Raw genomic sequence first — 17,838 nt, 5'->3', positions numbered from 1 at the left:
ATACGCATAAGCCAGCACGAAGGCTGGCTTATGGGTGTGTATTTCTTACCGCAGAACCATCAATCGGCTTGTGGAGCTTCCACCGGCTTGACCGCTTCTTCGTAAGAGACCGCTTTATCGGTCACGCTAGCTTTCTGCAGAACAGTATCCACAACTTGTTCTTCCAGCACAACCGAACGGACTTCGTTCAGTTGCTGGTCGTTCTTGTAGTACCAGGACACGACTTGCTCAGGCTCTTGATAGGCCGAGGCCATTTCCTGGATCAGCTCGCGAACGCGGGCTTCGTCAGGCTTGAGCTCGAACTGCTTGACCACTTCGGCGACGATCAGGCCCAGCACGACGCGGCGCTTGGCTTGCTCTTCGAACAGCTCTGCCGGCAGTTGGTCCGGCTTGATGTTGCCGCCGAACTGCTGAACAGCCTGCACGCGCAGACGGTCAACTTCGTTGGACAGCAGGGCCTTTGGCACTTCGATCGGGTTGGAGGCCAGCAGACCGTCCATGACCTGGTTCTTGACCTTGGACTTGATAGCCTGGCGCAGTTCACGCTCCATGTTCTTGCGAACTTCGGTGCGGAAACCTTCCAGACCGGTTTCCTTGATGCCGAACTGGGCGAAGAACTCTTCGTTCAGCTCAGGCAGTTTCGGCTCGGAAACGGTGTTGACGGTCACGGTGAACTCGGCGGCTTTGCCAGCCAGGTCCAGGTTCTGGTAATCCTCAGGGAAGGTCACGTTCAGAACGCGCTCTTCACCGGCCTTGGCGCCAACCAGGCCATCTTCGAAGCCAGGGATCATGCGACCGGAGCCCAGCACCAGCTGGGTAGCCTTGGCGGAACCGCCCGCGAACACTTCACCGTCGACCTTGCCGACGAAATCGATGTTCAGTTGATCTTCGTTCTGGGCTGCACGCTCAGTCACTTCGAAACGGGTGTTCTGCTTGCGCAGGATGTCCAGCATCTTGTCCAGGTCGGCATCCGACACGTCAGCGCTCAGGCGCTCGACGGCGATGGATTCGAAACCGGCAACCTTGAACTCAGGGAACACTTCGAAAATAGCGACGAATTCCAGGTCCTTGCCTTTTTCCAGCACTTTAGGCTCGACGGACGGAGCGCCGGCCGGGTTCAGCTTCTGCTCGACGACCGCTTCGTAGAACGAAGACTGGATCACGTCGCCCACGGCTTCCTGACGCGCATCAGCTTCGTAACGCTGACGGATCACGCTCATTGGCACTTTGCCTGGGCGGAAACCTGGGATTTTGGCCTTTTGGGCAGTCTGCTGCAGACGCTTGTTGACCTGAGTCTCGATGCGCTCAGCCGGCACGGTGATGCTCATGCGGCGCTCAAGAGCAGAAGTATTTTCAACAGAAACTTGCATGGATATTCCTCGTTGCACAGACGTTGGCCGGGCGTTTCCGACCCCAGAATCAAGGGCATGCATTCTAGTAGGTCAAACTCAAGAAGTCACCCTACTGAAAACGCGCTGGAAACAGGCGCCGGATTTAGGACGGGACAAACGGTCATGCCCCACCCGGATTGCAAATACAGTCGATTCAGCCCAAGGCTCTGCGCCAACGCTTCTATATATAGAAGCGGCTGGCCCGGCCGCGCAGCGCCCAGCCCCACAAGGAGACCGACGGACATGCCGCGCATCATCACGAAACACATTCGCGAGGACCCGACCGCAGCGCGCACCCAAAAAAACAGCGCCAATGCCAAACACAGAACCACTGAAAACAAAAACGGCGCAGCCCTTTTCAGGTACTGCGCCGTTTTCTGCTATTTAAATAGCGACTTGTATGGTGCGGACGGAGAGACTCGAACTCTCACACCTTGCGGCGCTGGAACCTAAATCCAGTGTGTCTACCAATTCCACCACATCCGCGTATCAAGCTTTTAAAGCAAAGGCGCCAGATTGTTAGATCTGGCGCCTCTCTAGAATATGGGGTGGACGATGGGGATCGAACCCACGACAACGGGAGTCACAATCCCGTGCTCTACCAACTGAGCTACGCCCACCATATTGCCTTGTTGCCTTACTTGTGCCAAAGCTGCCTAATTGGCGCACCCGGCAGGACTCGAACCTGCGACCATCCGCTTAGAAGGCGGATGCTCTATCCAGCTGAGCTACGGGCGCCTTTTTAATCTGTATTCTTGGACGATTACAAACTAAGTGCTTTCAGTTTTGCCGAGTTGAAACAACCAACTCCGCTCCACCTTCTTAACCAGTGCTAGGCTGTGCCCGACAAGTGCGACGAATGTTATAGACGGCCTGATAGGTCGTCAACTCTTTTTTAAAAAAAATTCATTTAATTAAAGGGGTTAGGGGAATTTGCAGACCAAGCGCCTTTGCCCTCACGCCCCGGCATGCGAGAATGCGTTCTCTTTTTTTCCCCTCTCGATGGTTAACCACGCGCAATGACTGCACAACTTATCGACGGCAAATCGATCGCCGCCAGCCTGCGCCAGCAGATCGCCCAACGAGTCACCGAGCGCCGCGAGCAAGGCCTGCGTACGCCCGGCCTTGCGGTGATCCTGGTCGGCAGCGATCCTGCCTCTCAGGTTTATGTCTCGCACAAGCGTAAAGACTGTGAAGAGGTCGGCTTCCTTTCCCAGGCCTACGACCTGCCTTCCGAAACCACCCAGCAAGCGTTGGCCGATCTGATCGATCGCCTGAACGATGACCCGAACATCGATGGCGTTCTGCTCCAGCTGCCGCTGCCTGAACACCTCGACGCCTCCAAACTGTTGGAGCGTATCCGCCCGGACAAAGACGTCGATGGCTTCCATCCTTATAACGTCGGTCGCCTGGCACAACGTATCCCGCTGCTTCGTCCCTGCACCCCTAAAGGCATCATGACCCTGCTGGAAAGCACTGGCGTGGACCTGTATGGCCTCGACGCCGTAGTGGTGGGTGCGTCCAACATCGTTGGCCGTCCAATGGCCATGGAGCTGCTGCTGGCCGGCTGCACCGTGACCGTGACCCATCGCTTCACCAAGGACCTGGCCGGCCATGTCGGCCGTGCCGACCTGGTGGTGGTGGCCGCCGGCAAACCCGGCCTGGTACGGGGCGAGTGGATCAAGGAAGGCGCCATCGTCATCGACGTGGGCATCAATCGCCAGGAAGATGGCAAGCTGGTGGGCGACGTGGTCTACGAGACCGCCCTGCCCCGCGCTGGCTGGATCACGCCGGTACCCGGCGGCGTAGGCCCGATGACCCGCGCCTGCTTGCTGGAAAACACCTTGTACGCGGCCGAGACGCTGCATAGCTGACACACCGCTTCAATCCAGCCATAAACCCTGTGGGAGCGAGCCTGCTCGCGATAGCTTGGGATCAGCCAACATCAATGCTGGCTGAAACACCGCTATCGCGAGCAGGCTCGCTCCCACAAGAGTTTTTGTCGCCTGATCCTTATCGGCAGGCGTTGGCCTATGCCGCGACTCCCTGGATCGCGCAAATTACGAACTTTTTCAGATTCGGTCCGCCAAAATCCCCCTTCATTAAACTTTATTTACTCACAACCCTCGGCGGTACAGGCATATAGCGCTGCTGTCGCCCATACTCCTAAAATGCGACGTTTTTTTTAAAAGTCGTTGCTCAACGGCACCTTCAACTCTATCGAGTCTACTCGCGTGAAAATCCGTCTTTCCATCATCAGCCTATTCATCGCTTTCACAGGCAGCTTTATCACGCAAAATGTCGTTGCACAGGAAACCATCGCGGCCCCTCGGGACACGACCAAGCTGCAAGTCGCCTCGGGCAGCGCGATGTTGCTGGACCTGCAGACGGACAAAGTCGTCTATTCGAGCAACCCGGACGTGGTGGTGCCCATCGCGTCGGTAACCAAGTTGATGACCGGCCTGATCGTGCTGGATGCCAAACAGAACCTGGATGAATACATTTCCATCACCATCGCCAACACCCCAGAGATGAAGGGCGTGTTTTCCCGGGTCAAGCTCAACAGCGAACTGTCGCGCAGAGACGTGCTGCTGATCGCCCTGATGTCTTCGGAAAACCGTGCCGCCGCCAGCCTCGCCCACCACTATCCGGGCGGCTACGCGGCGTTCATTGCCGCCATGAACGCCAAGGCGAAGGCGCTGGGCATGACCAGCACCCATTACGTCGAGCCAACGGGCCTGTCGATCCACAACGTCTCGACCGCCAGGGACCTGACCAAGCTGCTGATCGCTGCTCGCAAGTATCCGCTGCTGAGCGAACTGAGCACCACCAAGGAAAAGACCGTTACCTTCCGCAAGCCGGCGTACAGCCTGGGCTTTCGCAACACTGACCACTTGGTCCACAAGGCCAACTGGGATATCCAGTTGACCAAGACCGGCTTCACCAACCAGGCTGGCCACTGCCTGGTGCTGGTGACGAAGATAGGCAATCGCCCGATGGCACTGGTGATTCTCGATGCGTTCGGCAAATACACGCACTTCGCCGATGCCAGTCGGATTCGTAGCTGGGTGGAAACCGGAAAAAGCGCCGCAGTGCCGTCAGTGGCCCTGCAATACAAGGCTGCCAAGAATCTCAAGAGCCGCCAGAGTGGTGTGGTGGAGGCTTCCAAGTAATCCGCGAACCCTAAAAGCTCTGACCCGTTGTAATGCTGTTCACTTAGAAAAAGCGGCGCCTCTTTCAGAAATGGGGAAGTGTCGTTTTTTTTGGTTTTTTGCGGTACTTGTTTTGGTGTGTATATCCGTTGCTGCGGTAACGGCGGCTTAGGGTTCCGCTCTTACAGCGGGTCACTTTTGGAAAGAGCGCCAAAAGTAACCAAAAACGCTCTGCCCCACCACTCGGTGCCTCGCCTAGGCTCGGCATGCCTGAACGAAGGCATTGCTCCGTGGGCCGCCGCGAAGGGCCATCCATGGCCCAGCGCGGCTACCTCGGCATCCATGCCGAGGTGCCCACTGCGCAATACCTTCGTTCAGCCAGCGTGGTTAACGGGGCGTCCGAGATCAACGTCCACCGCGAGGCGGCCTAGTAGCCGACCTGGCTCTCCCGGTCGTACACCCGTCAGATCTGTTTGAGCAGGACCTGTGGGAGCAAAGCTTGCTCGCGAGGCGGCCTGATAGCCGACCTGATTCTCCGGTCATACCCCGATCCAATTGTGGGAGCGGGCTTGCTCGCGAAGACGGCGCTACATTCAGCATGGATGCAAGCAGACCCACCGCCATCGCGAGCAAGCTTTGCTCCCACAGAGATCGGCGGTGGACGCTGATCTTATAAACGACCAAAAACCTGTGTGGGAGCGAGCTTGCTCGCGATAGCGGTGGCTCAGCCACATAGATGCCGGCATGAGCCCCGCTCTTGCTGTCGCTGTCGCTGTCGCTGTCGCTGTTGCTGTTGCTGTTGCTTTGGATCTTGATCTGGACGCCCCGTTAAACCACGCTGGCCGAACGCAGGCATTGTGGAGTGGGCATCCCGGCATGGATGCCGGGATAGCCGCGCTGGGCCATGGATGGCCCTTCGCGGCGGGCCCACGGAGCAATGCCGGAGTGAGGGCACACCGAGCCTAGGCGAGGTGCCGAGTGGTGGGGCAAAGCGCTTTTGGTTACTTTTGGCTGGTCCGGCTCCCGGCTCTTCCAAAAGTGACCCGCTGTAAGAGCGGAACCATAAGCCGCCGTTACCGCAGAAACGGATATACACACCAACCCACGGCAATCTCTAGACCTTCAGGTCACCCAGCGGATCATAAGGCTTGGGCTTGCGCTCATCCTCCTTCTTATCCAGAGGCGCCTTGGCCGGCCCTACCGGATCAACCTGGGGATCCTCAAGGTCCGGCGAATCCGGATCAAACCCCAGATCATCACCACTGGAATGCTCTGACGAATGTGGCCCCGTAGGTGTTTTCGACTGTGCCATGCGTGCCTCCTCCAATCACGGTCGGAAAATGCCCAACCCTGACGATAAGAGCCTCAGGCCTCCCAGGTTGTGCCGGGCAAGTGACGAACGGGGTGAACGATCAATGCGCCGCTTCCAAGGTCTTGGTGGCCCGGGCCGCAGCTTGCTCCTGCCCGGCCCCAGCCAATTCGCCCGCCGCTTTGAGCCACCGCTGCGAGTCGACATTGGCCGGAAGCTGCGTAGGTCGCTGGACCAGCACCGCCCAGCCGCCCGCGCCGTTGAAGGCCGATTCAAAGGCACTGAAGCTCATCGACTGCCGCCGGTTCATGCCTGAGCGCAGCAATACCGTCTGTTTCTGACGGTTGTAGCCGGCGAGAATCCCATACCGAGGCTCGGCCCAGAACGCCGAACCGTCGGTATAGCGCACCAACACCGGATAGCCTGCCGCGACCTGCTCCAACAGCGCGGGCAGCTTGGCGTCGAGGGGATACACCAGCAACCCGTATTCGCGCGCCAGGGTTTGCATATTCTGCTGTAAACCGGCTTCGCCACCTGGCAGGTGCAACGGTTTCTCCAGCAGCCCCGGGGTGATCACCGTGCCTTGCAACGTCAGCAGGGCCGCCAGGGACTGCGGGGCGCCCTGGTACATTTCGCCGCGAAAGAACGGCACGCTGTTGAGCTCCACCCGTTCGGGCAGGCGCTGGATCTGTGGCGAAACACTGCCCGCACACCCCACCAGGGCGACGAGGCAGGACACCGCCAGTACCAGTGATCGAAAAGATGAAATGACCGGCGACATGATGACTCTCTTGTTCAGGTACCCGGCATCCGGGCCAGGCTTGGGTCGACGATCATAAGGTGCACACAGCCCTGGGTATAGCCATAACGGCAGTTTTACGAGCGCGATAGAACGAAGCGATCCGTGCCCAACCGCCACAGATCGACTACCTGCAACACTTGAGCGACTAGACTGTCCATGTATTAGGTGAGTGATCCCGGACCGGGGATAAAAGGAGGCACAGATGAGCCTGACCACGACAATTCTGATGCTGATATTCGGCTGGCTGAGCGTAGCCATGGCCATGCTGTGGGGCGTGCTTCGGATCACTCGACGCCATCATCACACGCTACCAGCGCCATCGGAAAAAGCCGCCAAACCTAGCCGGCGCCACGCCGCCGCACACTGACCTTTCGCTTTCAAACCCATAGCTCTCAAATCCAAAAAAAAGCCACCCGGGCCTGGACCCGGGTGGCTTCTGTCTGCCTGGCATCAGGCGTTGTCAGCCAATGCCCTTTCCTTGGCCCGACGGGACAACATGTTCAACACTTCGATTGCCGCCGAGAACGCCATGGCCGCGTAGATATAGCCCTTGGGCACATGAGCACCGAAACCTTCGGCGATCAGCGTCATGCCGATCATGATCAGGAAGCCCAGGGCCAGCATCACCACTGTCGGGTTGTCATTGATGAACTTGGCCAGCGGTTCGGCCGCCAGCAGCATCACCAACACCGATACGACAACTGCGATGATCATGATCGGCAAATGCTCGGTCATGCCCACGGCCGTGATGATGCTGTCGATGGAGAACACCAGGTCCAACATCAGGATCTGACCGATTGCCGCGGCAAAGCCCAGGGTCACGCCGGACGTGGCCGACTTGGGATCATCCGGTGCTGGGTCCATGCTGTGGTGGATTTCAGTGGTCGCTTTCCACAGCAGGAACAGGCCGCCGGCGATCAGGATCATGTCTTTCCAGGAGAACGCCTGGCCCAGGATTTCGATGACTGGTTCGGTCAACTGCACAATAAAGGCAATGGTGCTCAACAAGCCCAGGCGCAGGATCAACGCCATGCCGATACCGATCCGCCGCGCCTTGGCACGATGCTGTTGGGGCAGCTTGTTGGTCAGAATCGAAATGAAGATCAGGTTATCGATGCCAAGCACGATTTCCATCACGACCAGAGTCGCCAGGGCGATCCACGCGGTGGGGCTGGCGGCGAGCTGTAAAAGATAATCCATGGGGCAGTCCTGACTGATGTGACGCGTTAGATGGTTTTAGTAGGGGTTTGGGTTTCGTCGGCTTCGTCCGCCGGCTCTTTCTTCGGGCTGATCAAGCCGCCAGTGGCTTCGCTGATCGCCTGCTCAGCGGCCTTGTGGGTGTCGTCGATGGCCTGCTTGGCGGTTTCTGCCGCCTGCCCCATCAGTTGCTGGGCACTTTTTTCAGCCTGTTCACAGCCCGCCAGCGTCGTTGCGGACATCACCAACAGGGCTGCAAGCCCCAGGGATTTGTATGTCATGGAATAAATGCCTCTTGAGAGAATAGAAGGTGCGCGAAAGTGGCCCGCCAATGACCAGGCATTCTAGAGACGCGAATAGTTCAGGAAAATTCGTATTTTCAGCGGTTATACTTCGGTTTTTACGAACATCGGTGAATCCATGCTCAACTACCGACAATTGCATTACTTCTGGGTGGTGGCAAAAACCGGCAGCATCGTGCGAGCGTGCGAGCAGTTGAACCTGACCCCACAGACCATCAGCGGGCAGATTTCCCTGTTCGAGCAGACCTATAACCTCAAGCTGTTTCGCCGTGTCGGGCGACAATTGGAACTGACCGAGGCCGGCCGCCAGACCTTGCCCTACGCCGAACACATGTTTCAGCTGGGCGGCGAGCTGGAGCTGATGTTGCGGGCCCAGCCCAACGAGCAGCAAACCCTGTTTCGGGTCGGGGTCGCGGATGTGGTGCCCAAATCCATCGTCTATCGGCTGTTGGCGCCGACCATGGAGTTGAACGAGCCGCTGCGCATCACCTGTCGCGAGGACAAGCTCGAACGGCTGCTGGCGGACCTGGCGATCCAGCGTCTGGACCTGGTGATTTCCGACAGCCCGATGCCGACTCACCTGGACATCAAGGGCTACAGCCAGAAGCTGGGGGAATGCGGGATCAGCTTTTTCGCCACCGCCGCGCTGGCCGAACGCTACGGGCAGGATTTCCCTCATGGCCTGCATGACGCTCCGTTGCTGATTCCCGGGCCGGAAACCGTGGTGCGCAGCCGCTTGCAGCGCTGGTTCGCCGAGCAACAGATCCAGCCGCGCATCGTCGGCGAGTTCGACGACAGCGCATTGATGCAGGCCTTCGGCCAATCAGGCAGCGGGATTTTCATCGGCCCGAGCGTGATCGCCGAAGAGGTCAAGCGCCAGTACGGCGTAGAAGTGATCGGCCAGACCGATGCGGTGAGCGAATCCTTCTACGCCATTTCCGTGGAGCGCAAGGTCAGCCACCCCGGCATCGTCGCGATTGCCGAAGGCGCCCGTCGCGAGTTGTTCAGCGCTTAGCTATCCATGCAGGTGGCGCGGGGCTTGAAGGTCATCAGCAGCAACGCCAGCAGGATCGATACGAAGATGAACCCGGCCGCCGCAAACCCGACACTGCCCAAGCCCAGGGTATCGATGACCCGGCCACCGACCATCGCCCCCAGGCCAATCCCCAGGTTGGCCCCGGCGATGTTCAACGAGGCGGCAAAGGCCGGGGCCTGCGGGGCCGCCTTCATCAGCCGCACATGGCTGACCAGGAACAAGGCCGCCTGGGTCACGCCCCAGATGCCCATCGCCGCCGCCAGCGCGAGGGGCGAATGAATGCTCGGCACCAACGCCACCATGCCGCCGATCAGGAACAGGCAGAAGACCATCGATGCGATCAACGGATGCCGGTCCACCGCCCGACCACCCAGGGAATTGCCCAGCAGCCCGACGGCGCCAAAGCCCATCAGGCACCAGCCCACCAGGGTGCCATCGAATCCGGCAAGGCGCTCAAGGATATCTGCCAGATAGGTGTAGGCAGTGAACATGCCGCTGAACACCAGGATCGACAACAGCACATGCCCTTGCATCAACGGGCTGCGCAGGATCTTGAATTGCGAACGAAAACTCACCTGATGCTGGTGCAGGTTGGTTTTCGGCAAGTAGATAAACAGCAGCAAGGCCTTGGCAAAGGCAATGACCGCCAGGATCGCGAATGCGCTGCGCCAGCCAAACGCATCGGAAATCAACGTGCCCACAGGAATGCCGAACACCGTGGCACAGACGATGCCAAAGCCGATTCGGGCGATGGCCCGCCCGGCCAACTGTGGCCCGACAATGTCCACCGCCGTTTCACTGGCCAGCGCCCAGAACACCGGCAGACCCAGGGCCGGGATCAACCGGGCAACGGCCATCACCCAGATGTTGGGGGCGACTGCGGCGAGCATGTTGGCCAGACCGAACATCACCAGCACGCTGATAAACAACTTGCGCCGCTCGAAGCGGGCGAACCAGGCCGTCAGGAATGGCCCGAACGCCGCCACCGTAAACGCGAACAACGTCACCAGCAGCCCGGCCTGGGGGATGGTGACCTGCAAGTCGCGAGCGATAGAGGGTAACAGGCCAACGATGACGAATTCCGTGGTCAGCACCGTAAAACCGGCAGCCGACAACAGGAAAATGGGTAACAACATGCAGAACTCCAGCGAAACGACGACACCAGCGTCAGCCCATGGGCTCGCTGGCGGGTATAGAAAGGTGATGAAGGCAAAGCCTAACAGAATGCGTCCACCAGACAAAACGCGCTTGAACACCCGAGTGACGGATCGTCACAGGTCCGTCAGATTTTTCATCGGGCTGTGATAAAGTCCGCGGCCTGCAAACGCCGTACTTTCTCACGGTCCGCTCATGTGGCCTGCCCGCTTGTTGCCCTGACGCGTCGACCGTCGCACACAATAAAATCAGAGATGCCGCTATGACAGCTTCGTCCGTTACCCCTATGCAACGCCTCAAACGCACCAGCCTGGTGACGCAAATCATCATCGGTCTGATCGCCGGTATTGTCCTGGCATGGCTGGCGCCCGACGTGGCGAAGTCCACCGCATTCATCGGCAAGGTCTTCGTGTCCGCGCTCAAGGCCGTGGCGCCGATCCTGGTGTTCGTGCTGGTCATGGCATCGATTGCCAACCACAAGCATGGCCAGGAAACCCATATCCGGCCGATTCTGTTCCTCTACCTGCTGGGCACTTTCGCCGCAGCGGTGGTCGCGGTGGTTGCCAGTACGCTGTTTCCCTCCAGCCTCGTGCTGTCGACCCAAGACGTCGCAGTCACGGCGCCCGGTGGGATCAGCGAGGTGCTGCAAAGCCTGCTGCTGAGTGTGGTGGATAACCCGGTCCGGGCGCTGATGGACGGTAACTTCATCGGCATCCTGGCCTGGGCCATCGGCATGGGCATCGCCATTCGTCATGCTGGCCAGACCACCCGCACCGTGCTCGAAGACCTGTCCAACGGCGTGACCGTGATCGTGCGCCTGGTGATCCGCTTCGCCCCACTGGGGATCTTCGGCCTGGTGGCCTCGACCCTGGCGACCTCCGGTTTCGGCGCCCTGCTCGGCTACCTGCAACTGCTCACCGTACTGATCGGCTGCATGCTGTTCGTGGCGTTGGTGGTCAACCCGCTCATCGTGTTCTGGAAACTGCGTCGCAACCCCTACCCGCTGGTGTTCACCTGCCTGCGCGAGAGCGGTATCACGGCGTTTTTCACACGCAGCTCGGCGGCGAATATTCCGGTGAACCTGGAACTGAGCAAACGCCTGGGCCTGCACGAAGACACCTATTCGGTGTCGATCCCACTGGGCGCGACCATCAACATGGCGGGCGCTGCCATTACCATCACCGTACTGACCCTGGCGGCCGTGCATACCCTGGGTATCGCGGTGGATATACCAACGGCGGTGCTGCTGAGCGTTGTCGCGGCCATTTGCGCCTGCGGCGCATCTGGAGTGGCCGGCGGTTCGCTGTTGCTGATTCCCCTGGCGTGCAGCCTGTTTGGCATTCCCAGCGAAATCGCCATGCAAGTGGTTGCGGTGGGCTTCATCATCGGTGTCCTGCAGGACTCGGCGGAGACGGCGTTGAACTCGTCGACGGATGTGCTGTTCACAGCGGCGGCGTGCCTGGGTGAGGAAGAGAAGCTCGCGCGTACGGCGTAATGGATTGGGGCAAGCTCAACCCTATGTGACAACTGATCCACCGCCTTCGCGAGCAAGCCCGCTCCCACATTGGTTTTGTATTCACCACATAACCCTTGTGGGAGCGGGCTTGCTCGCGAAGCAGGCGCCTCGGTCGATCAGAATCACCCAAATATGAAGCCACAAAAAAGCCCGGGAACGGCCAACACCGTCCCGGGCTTTTTCATGCCTGCGGGGTTAGAACGCGCCCATGTAGTCGCGCTTGCCCACTTCCACGCCATTGTGGCGCAGCAAGGCGTAGGTGGTGGTGACGTGAAAGAAGAACTGCGGCAGGCCGTAGGTCAGCAGGTAGTTCTGGCCGCTGAAGCGCTTTTCCTTCGGCGTGCCCGGACGGGTGACGATTTCGATGCCTTCCTTGCCATCGATCTGCTCAGGCTTGATGCCGTCGATAAAGGCCAGGACCTTGGCGATCAAGGCTTGCAGCTCGGCGAAGGTGGTCTCGCTGTCCTCATACTTCGGCACTTCGATCTCGGCCAGGCGTGCAGACACACCTTTGGCGAAGTCCACCGCGATCTGCACCTGGCGCACCAACGGGAACATGTCCGGGTACAGGCGGGCTTGCAGGAAGGCGTTCGGGTCGATGTTCTTCGCGGTGGCGTGGGCTTCGGCCTTGTTCAGAACGTCGCTCAACGCGTTGAGCATCTGCTTGAAAACCGGGACGGAAGCGGCGTACAGGGAAATAGTCATGGCAATCTCATGCAGGTGGCAGGAAAGAATGAATCAAACGGCTGCGATTATAGCCACGGCTTGTTGCACGGCTTGTCTTTTATTGCGCAAGGATTAGGCTAGGCGGCTTCCACAGCATAGGGAACGCGCGATGAGCATCGAAGAACAACAGCAGGCTGAAGAACCGCGGCTCAATAGCACGGAAATCCGCATCCTCGGCGCGCTGGTCGAGAAACAGGCCACCAACCCCGAGACCTACCCGCTGACCCTCAACGCCCTGGTACTGGCCTGCAACCAGAAAACCAGCCGCGAACCGGTGATGAACCTCAACCCCGGCCAGGTCGGCCAGAGCCTGCGGGCACTGGAAGGTCGCGGCTTTACCAAACTGGTGATGGGCAGCCGCGCCGACCGCTGGGAGCATAGGGTCGACAAAGCCCTGGAGCTGGTGCCGGCCCAGGTGATCCTGATGGGCCTGCTGTTCCTGCGTGGCCCGCAAACGGTCAATGAGCTACTGACCCGCAGCGGACGGATGCATGACTTCGAAGACGCCGAACAAGTCGTGCACCAGCTTGAACGCCTGATCGCCCGGGGGCTGGCGCTGCTGGTGCCACGCCAGGCCGGCCAGCGCGAAGACCGCTATGTGCATGCCATGGGCGATCCGGCGGACATCGAGGCCATTCTCGCCGCCCGCCAGCACCCGGTAGAGCGCGGCGCCGGCGGTGGTGTCTCGCTGGAGCGCATCGAAGAACTCGAAGCCCGGATCGCGGCCCTGGAAGAACGCCTGTCGCGGCTGGAATAGCAGCGCCTACGCCGATCGGGCGAAGGCCACGGCTTTTTCAAATTGCTCCAGGTTGGGCCGCACGCCGGTATATAGAACGAACTGCTCCAGGGCCTGGATCGCAATGACTTCCAGCCCGGTGATGACCCGCTTGCCTTCGGCCCGGGCGCGCACGATCAGTGGCGTTTCTGACGGGATCGCCACGACATCGAACACGGTATCAGCCGCAGCGATGGTCTCGGGCTCAAACGCCAACTGGTCGGCCTCCGGGCCGCCGGTCATGCCGATCGGCGTGACGTTGATCAGCATCTGTGGCCGCCGGGTGCCCAGGTCAGCTTGCCATTCATAACCCAGGGACTCGGCCAGGGCTCGCCCGGCGGCTTCATTGCGGGCAACGATCAGCCCGTTCTTGTAGCCCCCATCGCGCAAGGCACTGGCCACAGCCTTGGCCATGCCGCCGCTGCCACGCAAGGCAAAGGTCGAGTCCTTGGGCACCGCGTGGCTTTGCAACAACTGGGCGATGGCGATGTAGTCAGTGTTGTAGGCCTTCAGATGGCCGTTGGTATTGACGATGGTGTTGATGGACTGGATCGCCGCGGCAGAAGGATCCAGCTCGTCCACCAGGGCTATGCAGGCTTCCTTGAACGGCATCGACACGCCGCATCCACGAATCCCCAGGGCACGGATACCGCCCACAGCTCCAGGCAAATCCTGGCTGCTGAACGCCTTGTAATAGAAATTCAGGCCCAATTGTTCATACAGGTGATTATGAAAGCGCAGGCCGAAATTTCCGGGACGCCCCGATAGCGACATGCACAGTTGGGTGTCTTTGTTGGGATTGATCTGCATGCGTGTCTCCTTGCAATTCACTTTCGGACAGACGGAATCACCGCTGCGAAAGGTTTTATTCGATGATGATACCGCCAGCCCCCGGCCCGGTCTCAGGCCCCCGGATGACGCGGCGCGGTAAAGAAAAGCGCTACAGACCTTACACAATATTTACCCAACGGCGTCGCAAATCCCGAGAAAATCGCTGTCATAGCAAGTATCCCCGCGACTCTCATCGGGTCTGTTGCAGACCACAGGCGTCGGGGCCGAAACGAGGAACAGCCATGAATCGTAAACTTCCCATCATCGCCCTGCTCCTGGGGGCACTCGCGGTCACCGGCCAGGCATCCGCCCACGGTCGTGGTGGTTGGGAGGGGCCCGCAGTGTTTGGCGCCATCGTCGGTTCGGCCATCGTTGGCTCGGCCCTCATCAACCGTGACCGGCCGGTGTATGTGCAGCAACCGGTCTATGTCCAGCCACAGCCGGTCTACTACCAGGCTCCACCACCGGTCTACTACCAGCCGCAGCCGGTGTATGTAGAGCGACCGATCTACTATCGCCCAGCGCCGGTGTATTACGGGCCACCACGGGGCTACTACTATGGCCCGCCTCGTGGTCATTACGGTCGCTGGTAATCAGCCTTCCGGGTGGCACAAAAAAGCCTGTGATCAATGATCACAGGCTTTTTCATATTCGCTGGTTAACCGCTCCCACTGTGTAGGAGCTGTCGAGTGCAACGAGGCTGCGATCTTTCCCCTGACAGTTGAGTCTCAAGCGAAAGATCAAAAGATCGCAGGCTTCGCCAGCTCCTACAAAGCCCAGCGGGAGCAAGCTCCCTCGCCACAGGGATTTGTCAGACGTGCTCACTGCTTTTCAGTCGGATCGGTGCATGCTCCGCCGCCCCGTGAACAGGCTCCGCCACCACGGGAATCTCGTTGCCATCGCAGTCGTGCAGCTTGCCATCGCTGAAGTAATCACCTTCACGGAGCGCCGCCAGGTCCTGATAGCGCAACACCCGCTCGGTGCCAGCGGCAAAAACCGATTGCTGGTCGGAGTTACCCGCAGTGAAGTGGTTGAACGCCAGGTTCAGCGCGATCGCCATGATTGCCGAAGAACTGATGCCCGAATGGAAAATGGTCGCGAACCAGTTCGGGAAATGGTCATAGAAGTTCGGTGCGGCGATGGGAATCATGCCAAAACCAATGGAGGTGGCGACGATGATCAGGTTGACGTTGTTGCGGTAATCTACTTTGGACAGCGTGCGGATGCCACTGGCAGCCACCGTGCCGAACAGCACGATACCGGCACCGCCCAGCACCGAGGTCGGCACCGCCGCGATCACCCGGCCCATGAACGGTAGCAGGCCGAGCACCACCAGGAACACCCCGCCGGTCGCCACCACGAAACGGCTCTTGATCCCGGTCACCGCCACCAGCCCGACGTTCTGGGCAAAGGCACTCTGGGTGAAGGAGCCAAAGATCGGCGCGATCATGCTCGACAGCATGTCAGCCCGCAAGCCGTTGCCCAGGCGCTTGGAGTCGACTTTGGTGTCGATGATCTCGCCCACGGCCAGGATGTCGGCGGAGGTTTCCACCAGGGTCACCATGATCACGATGCACATCGACAGGATCGCGGCGATGTGGAAAGTCGGCATGCCGAAATGGAACGGTGTCGGGAAGCCGAACATCGGGCCTTGGCTGACCGATGAAAAGTCCGCCATGCCGAGGAACACGGCGATAACGGTACCAATGACCATCGCCAGCAGAATCGACAACCGCGAGATGGTTGCGCTGCCCATTTTGCTCAGCAATAGCACCAGCACCAGGGTCACCGCCGCCAGGCCGATGTTGGCCATGCTGCCGAAATCAGCGGCGTGGCTGTTGCCCCCCATCGCCCAACGCGCCGCTACCGGCATCAGGGTCAGGCCGATGGTGGTGATCACGATGCCGGTGACCAGTGGCGGAAAGAACCGGGTGATGCGCGAAAACACCGGGGTAATCAGCAGACCTATCAGGGACGCGGCGATCACCGCGCCAAGGATGGCTTGAAAGCCGCCTTCCCCGCCGCTGCCGACAATCGCCACCATGGTCGCCACGCCCGAGAACGATACGCCCTGCACCAAGGGCAGTTGGCAGCCGAAAAACGGCAGGCCGAGGGTTTGCAGCAACGTTGCCAAGCCCCCCGCGAACAATGACGCGGCAATCAACAGACCGATGTCCGCGGGCGAGAGCCCGGCCGCCTGGCCGATGATCAACGGCACGGCGACGATGCCACCGTACATGGTCAACACATGTTGCAGGCCGTAAGCCATATTCGCGCCGACGCCAAGGTTTTCGTCCTCGGGCCGTGGGAGTGAAACATGGGGCGTTTTCATGGTGCGGGGGTTCCCTGTTTTTTGTTATGGGCACACTGTATTCAAAACTCAGGACAAATGTCCATAGAGTTGTATACAACTTGTTGCCATACACAGGAACAGAATCCCCCGGCCAACAGCCTTTTTTATGGCTGAAGCAACCCCACGATCGCCGGCCGCAACAGCTCGCGCGGTGGTACGCGCAGGCCAAACTCTTGTTCGAGCAAGTCGATCAACTCATCGGCATCGGTGATCAACCGGCGTTCGCTCTCCTGCCCTATCCGGTGCACCGCATAGCTGTTGCCGTTCAGGGTCTTGCGCAACCCGTCACCGGTGCGTGCAACCATCAACCGGCCCATGAACGGGGATTCCGGGTGGCTGCTGACGTACCAATTGCCGAGGGTATAGTCGATGTCTTCCTGGCGTTGCAGATCGAACAGGTACATTGGCCGCCATTCGTCGGCGACGTTGGCGCGCAGCAGGTAACCGTCCGCATGGGTGTCGATGCGGTACGGCTCATGGGGCGTGACTTGTGCTTCACGGCTGTCCAGCAGCAACGGCGCAGTGGGCACCATGCCACCAAAGCCGACGTCGGTGATGTAGCGCACGCCGTCGAACGTCACCAGGCTCAACCGGTGGGTGCGGGCCGCCCAGGTGCCTTCAGGTGCATTCATCACCACGCGGCCGGTGATGCCGCGGGCGTCGAAACCCAACGCCAGCAACAGCGCCAAAAATAATTGGTTGAGTTCATAGCAATAGCCGCCGCGTCCTTGCTCGAACACTTTTCGCTCGACCGATTCAAGGTCGATGGGCACGGGTTGACGCAGCAACGTCGACAGGGTTTCAAAAGGGAATTCGGCAGTATGGCGCCCTTGCAGTTGACGCAACGTGTCGAGGGTCGGCGCTGGAGGGGCATCGAAACCCAGGCGCCGCAGATAGCGAGCCGTATCGCTCAGTTGGGGATGACTCATGAGGGGTGTCCTTTTCCGGGGTCGGCGCAGCGCTCACGACAAGCGCACTGTTATTGGGCGCCAGGTATAAGGCATTCCCCTCACCGAGACAACAATCGACCGGGATGCCTCGCCCGGTCACCGCCGCTTGCGTGAAGCCAGGCGGATCCAGGTAGCGCAACGAATCGGTCCAGGACGCCTGCCCATGCCAGATCGCCCCGTACCCGACCGACTCCAGCTCCGCCGCCGGGAAATCCTTGTCCACGGCCTTGAGTTCTTGCAAACAGGCAATGTCAGGTTTTCCCGCTCCAGCCATTCCAGCAGGTTGGGCAGCCGGGCCCGGATGCCATTGATGTTGAAGGTCACGATCCGAAGGTTTTTCATG

18 protein-coding genes, 3 tRNA genes and 1 pseudogene are annotated in these 17,838 nt (G+C 59.8%); 8 read left to right on the top strand and 14 right to left on the bottom strand.

Annotation, left to right across the window (positions count from 1 at the left end):
* Positions 1–59: 59 nt before the first annotated feature.
* From tig to AD662_RS10205, 4 genes are all read right to left on the bottom strand, one after another.
* Complete coding sequence (gene tig, locus AD662_RS10220) at positions 60–1,370, bottom strand: trigger factor (protein WP_018602424.1); 1,311 nt, start codon at positions 1,368–1,370, stop codon at positions 60–62.
* Between the two features lie 422 nt (positions 1,371–1,792).
* Positions 1,793–1,877, bottom strand: a tRNA-Leu gene (locus AD662_RS10215).
* A gap of 58 nt (positions 1,878–1,935) precedes the next feature.
* A tRNA-His gene (locus tag AD662_RS10210) sits at positions 1,936–2,011 on the bottom strand.
* Positions 2,012–2,052: 41 nt separating this feature from the next.
* A tRNA-Arg gene (locus AD662_RS10205) sits at positions 2,053–2,129 on the bottom strand.
* Positions 2,130–2,410: 281 nt separating this feature from the next.
* Here AD662_RS10205 and folD point away from each other — a divergent pair.
* The 3 genes from folD (at position 2,411) to AD662_RS29265 (ending at position 4,974) form a co-directional block, all read left to right on the top strand.
* Positions 2,411–3,265, top strand: coding sequence for a bifunctional methylenetetrahydrofolate dehydrogenase/methenyltetrahydrofolate cyclohydrolase FolD (gene folD, locus AD662_RS10200; RefSeq protein ID WP_014339305.1), 855 nt, complete (start codon positions 2,411–2,413; stop codon positions 3,263–3,265).
* A gap of 360 nt (positions 3,266–3,625) precedes the next feature.
* The gene (pbpG, locus tag AD662_RS10195) at positions 3,626–4,564 is read left to right on the top strand and encodes a D-alanyl-D-alanine endopeptidase (RefSeq protein ID WP_053186967.1); all 939 of its coding nucleotides are present in this window, start codon (positions 3,626–3,628) and stop codon (positions 4,562–4,564) included.
* A gap of 245 nt (positions 4,565–4,809) precedes the next feature.
* Complete coding sequence (locus tag AD662_RS29265; RefSeq protein ID WP_156334901.1) at positions 4,810–4,974, top strand: hypothetical protein; 165 nt, start codon at positions 4,810–4,812, stop codon at positions 4,972–4,974.
* Positions 4,975–5,657: 683 nt separating this feature from the next.
* Here the strand turns inward: AD662_RS29265 and AD662_RS10185 are convergent.
* Positions 5,658–5,855 (bottom strand): DUF6021 family protein, encoded by a 198-nt coding sequence (locus AD662_RS10185; protein WP_018610056.1) that lies wholly within the window; start codon positions 5,853–5,855, stop codon positions 5,658–5,660.
* Between the two features lie 100 nt (positions 5,856–5,955).
* A complete protein-coding gene (locus AD662_RS10180) occupies positions 5,956–6,633 on the bottom strand; it encodes a hypothetical protein (RefSeq protein WP_053186964.1) in 678 nt (225 codons plus the stop codon).
* Positions 6,634–6,856: 223 nt separating this feature from the next.
* Between AD662_RS10180 and AD662_RS29505 the strand changes: the two genes are divergently transcribed.
* On the top strand, positions 6,857–7,021 hold the full coding sequence (locus AD662_RS29505) for a hypothetical protein (RefSeq protein ID WP_018610052.1): 165 nt from the start codon (positions 6,857–6,859) through the stop codon (positions 7,019–7,021).
* A gap of 83 nt (positions 7,022–7,104) precedes the next feature.
* On the opposite strand, the gene AD662_RS10175 is transcribed toward AD662_RS29505, so the two are convergent.
* Complete coding sequence (locus tag AD662_RS10175; protein ID WP_014339310.1) at positions 7,105–7,854, bottom strand: TerC family protein; 750 nt, start codon at positions 7,852–7,854, stop codon at positions 7,105–7,107.
* Positions 7,855–7,880: 26 nt separating this feature from the next.
* Positions 7,881–8,132, bottom strand: a complete 252-nt coding sequence (locus tag AD662_RS10170) for a hypothetical protein (protein ID WP_024619156.1) — start codon at positions 8,130–8,132, stop codon at positions 7,881–7,883.
* 139 nt (positions 8,133–8,271) lie between these two features.
* Here AD662_RS10170 and nhaR point away from each other — a divergent pair, with 139 nt between their 5' ends.
* Positions 8,272–9,168 (top strand): transcriptional activator NhaR, encoded by an 897-nt coding sequence (gene nhaR, locus AD662_RS10165; protein WP_014339312.1) that lies wholly within the window; start codon positions 8,272–8,274, stop codon positions 9,166–9,168.
* On the opposite strand, the gene AD662_RS10160 is transcribed toward nhaR, so the two are convergent.
* Complete coding sequence (locus AD662_RS10160; protein ID WP_018610045.1) at positions 9,165–10,325, bottom strand: MFS transporter; 1,161 nt, start codon at positions 10,323–10,325, stop codon at positions 9,165–9,167. The genes nhaR and AD662_RS10160 overlap by 4 nt on opposite strands.
* A 281-nt stretch (positions 10,326–10,606) precedes the next feature.
* Here AD662_RS10160 and sstT point away from each other — a divergent pair, with 281 nt between their 5' ends.
* Positions 10,607–11,839 (top strand): serine/threonine transporter SstT, encoded by a 1,233-nt coding sequence (gene sstT, locus AD662_RS10155; protein WP_053186962.1) that lies wholly within the window; start codon positions 10,607–10,609, stop codon positions 11,837–11,839.
* Positions 11,840–12,055: 216 nt separating this feature from the next.
* On the opposite strand, the gene AD662_RS10150 is transcribed toward sstT, so the two are convergent.
* A complete protein-coding gene (locus tag AD662_RS10150) occupies positions 12,056–12,565 on the bottom strand; it encodes a DUF1993 domain-containing protein (RefSeq protein WP_018610042.1) in 510 nt (169 codons plus the stop codon).
* A gap of 130 nt (positions 12,566–12,695) precedes the next feature.
* On the opposite strand from AD662_RS10150, the gene AD662_RS10145 reads away from it, so the two are divergent.
* A complete protein-coding gene (locus tag AD662_RS10145; protein ID WP_018610040.1) occupies positions 12,696–13,343 on the top strand; it encodes a YceH family protein in 648 nt (215 codons plus the stop codon).
* A gap of 6 nt (positions 13,344–13,349) precedes the next feature.
* Here the strand turns inward: AD662_RS10145 and AD662_RS10140 are convergent, their stop codons facing one another.
* On the bottom strand, positions 13,350–14,171 hold the full coding sequence (locus tag AD662_RS10140; RefSeq protein ID WP_018610038.1) for a shikimate 5-dehydrogenase: 822 nt from the start codon (positions 14,169–14,171) through the stop codon (positions 13,350–13,352).
* Between the two features lie 263 nt (positions 14,172–14,434).
* Here AD662_RS10140 and AD662_RS10135 point away from each other — a divergent pair, with 263 nt between their 5' ends.
* Positions 14,435–14,785, top strand: a complete 351-nt coding sequence (locus AD662_RS10135; RefSeq protein ID WP_018610037.1) for a hypothetical protein — start codon at positions 14,435–14,437, stop codon at positions 14,783–14,785.
* 218 nt (positions 14,786–15,003) lie between these two features.
* Here the strand turns inward: AD662_RS10135 and AD662_RS10130 are convergent, their stop codons facing one another.
* From AD662_RS10130 to AD662_RS28400, 3 genes and pseudogenes are all read right to left on the bottom strand, one after another.
* Positions 15,004–16,524: a nucleobase:cation symporter-2 family protein gene (locus AD662_RS10130; protein ID WP_053186959.1), complete on the bottom strand. Its 1,521-nt coding sequence runs from the start codon at positions 16,522–16,524 to the stop codon at positions 15,004–15,006.
* Between the two features lie 125 nt (positions 16,525–16,649).
* Complete coding sequence (locus AD662_RS10125) at positions 16,650–17,474, bottom strand: arylamine N-acetyltransferase family protein (RefSeq protein WP_053186955.1); 825 nt, start codon at positions 17,472–17,474, stop codon at positions 16,650–16,652.
* A gap of 169 nt (positions 17,475–17,643) precedes the next feature.
* Positions 17,644–17,837: pseudogene (locus tag AD662_RS28400) on the bottom strand (endonuclease/exonuclease/phosphatase family protein); the annotation flags it as partial.
* Position 17,838: the final 1 nt, after the last annotated feature.

This window comes from Pseudomonas kilonensis (genome assembly GCF_001269885.1).
Taxonomy (GTDB): Bacteria; Pseudomonadota; Gammaproteobacteria; order Pseudomonadales; family Pseudomonadaceae; genus Aquipseudomonas; species Aquipseudomonas kilonensis.
The sequence above is the reverse complement of the archived record's forward strand: the minus strand, read 5'-3'. Positions and strand labels throughout refer to the sequence as shown.

Bases quoted from the DNA above. Each gene is read 5' to 3' on its own strand.
- AD662_RS10150 (WP_018610042.1), bottom strand. From the start codon at position 12,565: ATGACTATTTCCCTGTACGCCGCTTCCGTCCCGGTTTTCAAGCAGATG.
- AD662_RS10130 (WP_053186959.1), bottom strand. From the start codon at position 16,524: ATGAAAACGCCCCATGTTTCACTCCCACGGCCCGAGGACGAAAACCTT.
- sstT (WP_053186962.1), top strand. From the start codon at position 10,607: ATGACAGCTTCGTCCGTTACCCCTATGCAACGCCTCAAACGCACCAGC.
- AD662_RS10125 (WP_053186955.1), bottom strand. From the start codon at position 17,474: ATGAGTCATCCCCAACTGAGCGATACGGCTCGCTATCTGCGGCGCCTG.
- AD662_RS10180 (WP_053186964.1), bottom strand. From the start codon at position 6,633: ATGTCGCCGGTCATTTCATCTTTTCGATCACTGGTACTGGCGGTGTCC.
- AD662_RS29265 (WP_156334901.1), top strand. From the start codon at position 4,810: ATGCCTGAACGAAGGCATTGCTCCGTGGGCCGCCGCGAAGGGCCATCC.
- AD662_RS10170 (WP_024619156.1), bottom strand. From the start codon at position 8,132: ATGACATACAAATCCCTGGGGCTTGCAGCCCTGTTGGTGATGTCCGCA.
- AD662_RS10175 (WP_014339310.1), bottom strand. From the start codon at position 7,854: ATGGATTATCTTTTACAGCTCGCCGCCAGCCCCACCGCGTGGATCGCC.
- AD662_RS10140 (WP_018610038.1), bottom strand. From the start codon at position 14,171: ATGCAGATCAATCCCAACAAAGACACCCAACTGTGCATGTCGCTATCG.
- AD662_RS10160 (WP_018610045.1), bottom strand. From the start codon at position 10,325: ATGTTGTTACCCATTTTCCTGTTGTCGGCTGCCGGTTTTACGGTGCTG.
- AD662_RS29505 (WP_018610052.1), top strand. From the start codon at position 6,857: ATGAGCCTGACCACGACAATTCTGATGCTGATATTCGGCTGGCTGAGC.
- tig (WP_018602424.1), bottom strand. From the start codon at position 1,370: ATGCAAGTTTCTGTTGAAAATACTTCTGCTCTTGAGCGCCGCATGAGC.
- AD662_RS10145 (WP_018610040.1), top strand. From the start codon at position 12,696: ATGAGCATCGAAGAACAACAGCAGGCTGAAGAACCGCGGCTCAATAGC.
- AD662_RS10185 (WP_018610056.1), bottom strand. From the start codon at position 5,855: ATGGCACAGTCGAAAACACCTACGGGGCCACATTCGTCAGAGCATTCC.
- AD662_RS10135 (WP_018610037.1), top strand. From the start codon at position 14,435: ATGAATCGTAAACTTCCCATCATCGCCCTGCTCCTGGGGGCACTCGCG.
- folD (WP_014339305.1), top strand. From the start codon at position 2,411: ATGACTGCACAACTTATCGACGGCAAATCGATCGCCGCCAGCCTGCGC.
- nhaR (WP_014339312.1), top strand. From the start codon at position 8,272: ATGCTCAACTACCGACAATTGCATTACTTCTGGGTGGTGGCAAAAACC.